A 7,830-nucleotide genomic window follows, 5' to 3' on the forward strand; every position below is an offset into this window, starting at 1 on the left:
GGGCGCCGCGTCGGCGGTGGGCTGCCCGATCGGGACCGTAGGGTCGAGGGTCGCGCGCGCCGGGGAGAGCGTGACGGCGTTGCTGGGGGCCGCGGGATAGGAATCCCGGGAGGGGATCAGGGGGCCGGGGAGGGAGCCAGGGGAGGAGCCGGGATCCAGGATGGCGCAACTCCCTCGCACCCCGCCGGTGTTCGGCACCTTCACTCCCTTCCAGAGAGCCGCCTCGCACCCCGGCGTCCCGCTTTGGCATCCTGGCGCGATGGCTTCCACCAGTGACCCCGTGCCCTCGTCCATCAGCGATCAGGTGGAGGAACTGCTCTCCCGTACGGGCCCGTTGCCGATCGTCGCCGCCGGTGACCCGGTGCTGCGCCGCGCGGCCGAGCCCTTCGACGGCCAGTTGGACCCGACGCTCCTCGCCCGCTTCGTCGCGGCCCTGCGCGACACGATGCACGCGGCGCCGGGCGTCGGGCTGGCCGCGCCCCAGGTCGGCGTACCGCTGCGCCTCGCGGTCGTCGAGGACCCGGCGCCGGTGCCGGACGAGATCCGCGAGGCGCGCGGCCGGGTGCCCCTGCCCTTCCGCGTGCTGGTCAATCCGGCGTACGAGCCGCTGGGGCCGGCCCGCGCCGCGTTCTTCGAGGGCTGTCTGAGCGTGCCGGGCTGGCAGGCTGTGGTGGCCCGGCCCGCCGAGGTACGGCTGCTGGCCCAGGACGAGAACGGCCGCCCTGTGGACGAGGTCTTCACGGGCTGGCCCGCCCGCATCGTCCAGCACGAGACGGACCACCTGAACGGCACCCTCTACCTGGACCGCGCCGAACTGCGCTCGCTCTCCTCCAACCAGGCGATGCTGGAACGCTGGTCCCACCCGACACCGGGCCAGGCGGCAGCGGACCTCGGCTTCGACCTGCCAGAGGAGAGCTGAGCCCCCGCGCCCCGGCGGAGCGCAACGGCGGAGCGCTCACGCGTCCCGATACGCCTCCAGCAGCCGCAGCCACACCTCGCTCAGCGTCGGATACGCCGGCACCGCGTGCCACAGCCGGCTCACCGGAACCTCGCCGGCGACCGCGATCGTGGCGGAGTGGAGCATTTCGCCGACGCCGGGGCCGACGAAGGTGACGCCGCGGAGGGTCTCGGTGTCGAGGTCGACGATCATGCGGGCGCGGCCTCGGTAGCCCTCTCCGTAGAGGCCGGCGCCGGCGACCGAGGAGAGGTCGACGTCGACCGCGCGGACCCGGTGACCTGCCTGTTCGGCCTCGGCGAGGGAGAGGCCGACGGAGGCGGCCTCCGGGTCGGTGAAGACGACCTGCGGAACGGCCGCGTGGTCGGCGGTCGCCGCGTGGGCGCCCCAGGGGTCGGTCTCCAGCAGCGGGACACCGGCCGCTCGGGCCGCGATGGCGGCGCCGGCGATACGGGCCTGGTACTTGCCCTGATGGGTGAGGAGGGCGCGATGGTTGACGTCGCCGACCGCGTAGAGCCAGTCGCTGCCCGTCACCCGGCAGCTGTCGTCGACCGACAGCCAGGAACCGGGCTCCAGGCCGACCGTCTCCAGTCCGAGGTCGTCGGTGCGCGGGGCGCGGCCGGTGGCGAAGAGGATCTCGTCGGCCTCGATGCGGTCGCCCGCGGAGGTGGTGACCACGACCGTCGTGCCTTCCCGGGTCACCGCCTCGACCGACGTGCCCGTACGCACGTCCGCGCCCGCCTCCGTCAGCGCCTCGGCGACCATTTCCCCGGCGAAGGGCTCCATACGGGGCAGCAGGCCCTTGCCGCGGACGAGGACCGTGACCTTCGAGCCGAAGGCCTGCCAGGCGGTGGCCATCTCCACGCCGACGACCCCGCCGCCGACCACCACGAGGCGGCCCGGCACGGCGTGCGCGCTGGTGGCTTCGCGGCTGGTCCAGGGCTTGACCTCGGCGATTCCCGGCAGGTCGGGCACGACGGCACGGGTGCCGGTGCTGACGGCCACGGCGTGCCGGGCGGTCAGGACATGCCGTTCCCCGTCGGGGCCCTCCACCGTGACCTTGCGTGGCCCGGCGAGCCGTCCGTGTCCTCGGTAGATGTCGGCGCCGATGCCGTCGAGCCACTGGACCTGGCCGTCGTCCTTCCAGTTCGAGGTGAAGTAGTCGCGATGGGCGAGGACCGCGCCGACGTCGAGGGGGCCCTGCACGGCCTGGCTGAGGCCCGGCACACGGCGTGCGTCCGCACGGGCGAGGACCGGGCGCAACAGGGCCTTGCTGGGCATGCACGCCCAGTAGGAGCACTCGCCGCCGATCAGCTCGCTCTCCACGATCGCGGTGGAGAGGCCTGCCGCGCGGGCGCGGTCGGCGACGTTCTCCCCCACGGGCCCGGCCCCGAGCACCACGACGTCGTACGCGATGGATTCCGATTCCGTCATGGGGCCAGTCTGGTCCTTGGTGTGGGCCGTGGCCACACGGGTACGTGCGCGGAATACGCCACTGATCGACGCCGTTGTGCACAGCGGCAAGGCCCCGACCCCAGGAAGAGGGATTCAACGCCATGAGCAGCACTGTGGAGCTCACCAAGGACAACTTCGACCAGCTGGTCACGGACAACGAATTCGTCCTGATCGACTTCTGGGCGTCCTGGTGCGGCCCGTGCCGCCAGTTCGCCCCGGTCTACGAGAAGGCTGCCGAGGCCAACCCCGACCTGGTATTCGGCAAGGTGGACACCGAGGCGCAGCCCGAGCTGGCCGCGGCCTTCAACATCCAGTCGATTCCGACGCTGATGATCGTCCGTGACCAGGTCGCCGTCTTCGCCCAGCCCGGGGCGCTGCCCGAGGCCGCCCTTGAGGACGTCATCGGTCAGGCCCGCAAGCTGGACATGGACGAGGTCCGCAAGTCCATCGCGGAGCAGGGCCAGCAGGCCCAGTGATCCACCCGGCGCCGCTGGGGCCCGGCGATCCGCCGGTGCCGCCAGTGCCGCCAAGGCTCAGCGATCCGCCGGTGCCGCCGGCCGGCCCAGTACCTCGTCGGCGCCCCTAGAAGGGGTAGCCCGCCACATCTCCTCGCACCGTCGTCCAGCGGAGGTCGGTGAAGGCCTCCAGGTTGGCCTCGCCGCCGAACCTGGCGCCGGTGCCGGAAGCGGCGATGCCTCCGAAGGGTGCGACGGCCTCGTCGTTGACGGTCTGGTCGTTGATGTGGACGATCCCGGTGGGTACGCGCTCGGCGAGGTCGAGGCCACGCGCGGTGTCCCGGGTGACGATGCCCAGCGAGAGACCGTACGGCCCGTCCGAGGCGAGGGCGGCGGCCTCGTCGACGGTGCTGAAGGAGCGCACCGGCGCGACCGGGCCGAAGACCTCCTCGGCGTACGCGGGGGTCGAGTCGTCGACCCCGGCGAGGACCGTCGGACGGTAGAACAGCCGGTCATGGGTGCCGCCCGCCGCCAGCTTGGCGCCGCGTGCGGTGCTGGACTCCACCAGGCCGTGGATCTTGGCGAGCTGGGCGTCGTCGATGATCGGCCCGAGGTGTACGTGCTCCCGGTGCGGGTCTCCGACTGCCAGCGAGTCGGCCTTCGCGGCGAGCCGCTCGATGTACTCCTCGTAGAGCGAGGCGTGGACGAGGTGGCGGCCGGTGGTCATGCAGATCTGGCCCTGGTGGAAGAAGGAACCCCAGGCCGCCGTGGAGATCACCGCGTCGATGTCGGCGTCCTCCAGCACGATCAGCGCGGAGTTGCCGCCCAACTCCAGGTGTACGCGCTTGAGATGGCGCCCCGCGGCCTCACCCACCGCGCGTCCGGCGGCGGTTGAGCCCGTGAAGGAAATCACCGGCACCTGCGGGTCGGCGACCAGCGCCTGCCCGGCCTCCGGCCCTCCGGGCAGTACGTGCAGCAGCCCTTCCGGAAGGCCCGCCTCGGCGAAGACCGCGGCGAGCGCGAGGCCGCCGCAGACCGCGGTGCGCGGGTCCGGCTTCAGTACGACGCCGTTGCCGAGCGCGAGCGCCGGGGCCACCGAGCGGATCGAGAGGATCAGCGGGGCGTTGAAGGGCGAGATGACTCCCACGACGCCGACCGGGATACGCCGGGTGTACGACAGCCGGGCGGCCTCGGACGGCAGGACCTGCCCTGCCGGACGCGACGCGAGCGCCGCCGCCTCGTAGCACTCCTGGGCCGCGACATGCAGTTCGAAGTCGGCCTTGCCGGGTATGGAGCCGGACTCGCGCACGATCCAGTCGCGCAGTTCGTCGGCGTGCGCGGTGAACAGGTCGCCGGCCTTGCGCAGGACGGCGGCGCGGACGAAGTGCGGGGCGCGGGCCCATTCCGCCTGGGCCGCACGGGCGGCTCCGGCGGCTGCCGTGACGTCCTCGGCAGAGGCGAGCGTGACGGTGCCGAGCGGGTCGCCGGTCGCGGGTTCCGTGACGGCGTACTCACCGCCCGCCAGGTTGTGGGACTGCCAGTTCTCCGGGTCGAGCAGCGGCATGACGGCTCTCCGATCGTTCAGTGGACACCGGTGGGACCCACAGCGCGAACGGTGGCCGCGAGCGGAAGTCCCGTGTAGTTAGCGGCCAGTTCGGCAGCCGCGGGGCGGGATGCCGCGATCCGCCGCAGTCGCGCATGCTGCAGCCGGTCCTCGAAGGCATCCCCATCTGGTTGAGCGTGCAACATCCTAGTCATGTCGTACGAGAAACGGGTCGCCTGCCAGACCCGTTCGAGGCACAACTCCGAGTAGGTGTCGAGGAGTTGGGTCGAACCCGAGCGGTGGAGCTCGGCGAAGGCGCGGGCCAGGACCCGGACGTCGGACACGGCCAGGTTCAGTCCCTTGGCGCCTGTCGGCGGCACGATGTGTGCGGCGTCCCCGGCGAGGAAGAGCCGTCCGTGGCGCATCGGCTCGTGGACGTAACTCCGCATCCCGGTCACTGACTTGGAGGTGATCGGGCCGCGCTCCAGCCGCCAGTCGCCGTCGATCGCGAAGCGTGCGTCGAGCTCGTCCCAGATGCGTTCGTCGGGCCAGTCGTCGGCGTCCGTGCCGTTCGGGACCTGCAGATACAGTCGTGACACCGACGTCGAGCGCATGCTGTGCAGCGCGAAGCCTCCCGGGCCGCGCGCGTAGATCAACTCCTCGCAGGAGGGCGCCACATCGGCCAGGATCCCGAGCCAGGAGTAGGGGTACTCGTGCTCGTACGTGCGGCTGACGGCGGCCGGGAAGGCGTCGCGGGCGATGCCGTGGAAGCCGTCGCAGCCGACCACGTAGTCGCAGGTGAGGGTCTGTTCGCGACCGTCGTGCACAAAGCGCACGAGAGGCGCGCCGCCGCCCGGCTCCTCGGCGGCGTTCTCGACGGCGAGGACCTCGGCCTCGAACAACAGCGGTGGTCCGTCGGCGAGTTGGAGTTCCACGAGGTCCTTCACGATCTCCGTCTGGGCGTAGATCGTGACCGTGCGGCCACCGGTGAGCACGGGAAAGTCGATGCGGTGCCGCTCGCGGCCGAAGCGCAGCTCGATGCCGTTGTGGACCAGCCCCTCGACCTCCAGCCGGTCGGCGGCGCCGCACTCGCGCAGGGCGTCCACCGTGCCCTGCTCCAGCATCCCGGCGCGCTGCCGCTGCTCGACGTACGCGCGGGTCCTGCTCTCCAGGACGACGCAGTCGATCCCCGTCCGGTGCAGCAGCCGGGCCAGCAGGAGCCCGGCCGGGCCTCCGCCGATGATGCCGACCGTGGTCCGCATGACGCGCCTCCCAGGTGTTCAGCTCGATTCGCGGTGCACGACCGTCGCTCCCAGCACCTCGTGCGCCTCCGGCGGGGCGCCGGGCTCCCGCACCGCGCGGTCGACCAGCTCGGCGAGCTCCCGTCCGGACGGCAGGTCGATGTGGACGGTGCTCAGCCTCGGACGAAGCAGCCGGCCGAGCATCAGATCGTCGGCGCCGATGACAGCAGTGTCCCCCGGGATGCGGATGCCTTCATCCTGAAGGGCGCGCATCAGCAGCATCGCGTACTCGTCGTTGTACGCGAACACGGCGTCCAGGCCCAATGAGCGCCAGCGCGCGGCGAGTTGGGACGCGGCCTCCTCGTCGTAGGCGAGCGACACCTCGGTCACGGACGCGTCCGTGCCGCTGAGAGCCTGCCGTACGCCTTCGAAGCGGGGCTTGGAGAAGATCTCCAGGCCGGGGTCCTCGGGCACCACGACTCCGACGCGGCGGTAGCCGCGGGCCCGCAGATGGGCGCCCGCGCTCCGGCCGACCTCGTGGTGGTCCATGATCAGGGCGTGCGCGCCCTCGACCCGGTCGGGGCCGAGGGTGACGACGGCCCGGGCGCCGGAGCGCTTGAGGACGGCCACGCCCTCCGCACCGAGTCCGCTGCCGGGCACGAGCACGGCGACCGGGCGCAGTTCGGCCCAGGCGCGGGCCGCCTCGTCGCCCTGGAGGCCAACACTGCCGTACTGCACGACGGTGTAGTCGAGGCGGCTCAGGGCCCACTGGAGTTCGTTGAAGAACTGGCTGTAGAGCGGGCCCACGGGCACGTCGGGCGCGGGCATCAGGACCATGCGGCTGTGCCCGGCGCGCAGACTGCGGGCCGCGGCGTGCGGGACGTACCCGAGCTCCTTGGCCGCCTGGTGGACACGGCGACGGGTGGGCTCGCTGATCCGTACGGCGCTGGTGTTGTTCAGGACGTAGGAGACGGTCGCGCGCGAGACCCCCGCCAGGCGGGCCACATCGGCACTCGTGGGCACGGAGTGCGGCGCGGGCGACGTAGGGGCGGATGTTTTCGGTATCTGCACCATGACGTACGGCATCTTTGCAGAAGCCGGGGAGGGCCTCGGGGCCGGGGGCGCCCCGCGTGCCGGACGTCCGGCGCGGCGGCCTCAGAGCGTACGCGGCCCAATTCCCGGGCCTACTGGGGCAGTTCCGTACGCGTCACGCGCGCGACCAGGTCGATCCATCCCGCCTCCAGGCGCTCCATCGGCATCCCGCACTCCTTGGTCAGGTGGTGGATCAGGGCGGGGTCGAGATAGCCCATCAGGGCCTGGGCGAGGAGTGCGCAGTCGGCGTCGGGCACCGCCTGCCGCAGCAGCAGGGTGACGTGGCCGGACAGAAAACGCGTAGGCGGGATGGAGTAGCGGCGGGCCGCTTCCGGCTGGGCCGCCAGCTGGAGCTCCAGGTGGTCGACCGCCTGACGCAGGACGGCCAGACCGAACGCCCGCAGCCGGTCGACGGGCGGCGCCCCGGGGCCCAGCGGCGGCGGCCCGCTGAGGAAGGCCGCCTGGAGCTGTTTCGCGGAGTGGTCGAGCAGGGCCGTCAGCAGGCCGGTGCGGTCGCCGAAGCGGCGGAAGACCGTCCCTTTGCCCACCGAGGCCGCCACGGCCACCGCCTCCATCGTGACGCCGGCCGCGCCGTGCTCCTCGATCAGCCGGGTGGCCGCCTCCAGCAGCCGGGCCCGGTTCCGCGCCGCGTCGGCGCGCAGGCAGGGCTCGTCCTCGGCGGAGCCGAGCTCCAGCAGGACGGGCTCGCCGGTCGATTCCTGAGGCTTCGGCAGGGGCGGCAGGGAGGCGGACATGAACACAGCGTATCGCCCCGGGAAGAAAACTGGACCGTGGTCCGTTTAGCTGCTACAACTTTAAACGGACCCCGGTCCGGATCGTAACGGCAATGTTTCACCCCCCTTGGAGTTCCCCATGTCTGTTCGCATCCTCGCGCTCGTCGGCAGCCTCCGCGCCGGCTCCCACAACCGCCAGCTCGCCGAGGCCTCCGTCAAGCTCGCCCCCGAGGGCGCGGAGATCAACCTGTTCGAGGGCCTCGCCGAGATCCCCTTCTACAACGAGGACATCGACGTGGAGGGCAACGTCCCGGCCGCCGCCGCCCGGCTGCGCGAGGCCGCGGCCTCCGCCGAC

General features: G+C 72.2%; 9 protein-coding genes. 3 read left to right on the forward strand and 6 right to left on the reverse strand.

Annotated features, from left to right (window positions below; translation table 11 throughout):
- On the reverse strand, window positions 1–198 hold a 198-nt coding region (locus AOK17_RS51750), incomplete at its 3' end, for a hypothetical protein (RefSeq protein WP_206190869.1).
- Between the two features lie 61 nt (window positions 199–259).
- Between AOK17_RS51750 and AOK17_RS32025 the strand changes: the two genes are divergently transcribed.
- Window positions 260–919: a peptide deformylase gene (locus AOK17_RS32025; protein ID WP_055616079.1), complete on the forward strand. Its 660-nt coding sequence runs from the start codon at window positions 260–262 to the stop codon at window positions 917–919.
- Window positions 920–955: 36 nt separating this feature from the next.
- Here the strand turns inward: AOK17_RS32025 and AOK17_RS32030 are convergent, their stop codons facing one another.
- On the reverse strand, window positions 956–2,389 hold the full coding sequence (locus AOK17_RS32030; protein ID WP_055616074.1) for a dihydrolipoyl dehydrogenase family protein: 1,434 nt from the start codon (window positions 2,387–2,389) through the stop codon (window positions 956–958).
- A gap of 122 nt (window positions 2,390–2,511) precedes the next feature.
- Between AOK17_RS32030 and trxA the strand changes: the two genes are divergently transcribed.
- Window positions 2,512–2,886, forward strand: coding sequence for a thioredoxin (gene trxA / locus AOK17_RS32035; RefSeq protein ID WP_055616075.1), 375 nt, complete (start codon window positions 2,512–2,514; stop codon window positions 2,884–2,886).
- A gap of 106 nt (window positions 2,887–2,992) precedes the next feature.
- Here trxA and AOK17_RS32040 read toward each other — a convergent pair whose 3' ends face one another.
- From AOK17_RS32040 to AOK17_RS32055, 4 genes are all read right to left on the reverse strand, one after another.
- Window positions 2,993–4,429: a benzaldehyde dehydrogenase gene (locus tag AOK17_RS32040; protein WP_055616076.1), complete on the reverse strand. Its 1,437-nt coding sequence runs from the start codon at window positions 4,427–4,429 to the stop codon at window positions 2,993–2,995.
- A 17-nt stretch (window positions 4,430–4,446) separates the two neighbouring features.
- Window positions 4,447–5,670 (reverse strand): 4-hydroxybenzoate 3-monooxygenase, encoded by a 1,224-nt coding sequence (locus tag AOK17_RS32045; protein ID WP_055616077.1) that lies wholly within the window; start codon window positions 5,668–5,670, stop codon window positions 4,447–4,449.
- Between the two features lie 18 nt (window positions 5,671–5,688).
- Window positions 5,689–6,723 carry a LacI family DNA-binding transcriptional regulator gene (locus tag AOK17_RS32050; RefSeq protein WP_079053400.1) on the reverse strand — a complete coding sequence of 345 codons (1,035 nt, stop codon included), beginning with the start codon at window positions 6,721–6,723 and terminating at the stop codon, window positions 5,689–5,691.
- A gap of 110 nt (window positions 6,724–6,833) precedes the next feature.
- Window positions 6,834–7,496 carry a TetR/AcrR family transcriptional regulator gene (locus tag AOK17_RS32055; protein WP_055616080.1) on the reverse strand — a complete coding sequence of 221 codons (663 nt, stop codon included), beginning with the start codon at window positions 7,494–7,496 and terminating at the stop codon, window positions 6,834–6,836.
- 118 nt (window positions 7,497–7,614) lie between these two features.
- Between AOK17_RS32055 and AOK17_RS32060 the strand changes: the two genes are divergently transcribed.
- The coding region (locus AOK17_RS32060) for an NADPH-dependent FMN reductase (protein WP_206190871.1) at window positions 7,615–7,830 on the forward strand (216 nt) is incomplete at its 3' end.

Source organism: Streptomyces phaeochromogenes (genome assembly GCF_001418655.1).
Classification (GTDB): Bacteria; Actinomycetota; Actinomycetes; order Streptomycetales; family Streptomycetaceae; genus Streptomyces; species Streptomyces phaeochromogenes.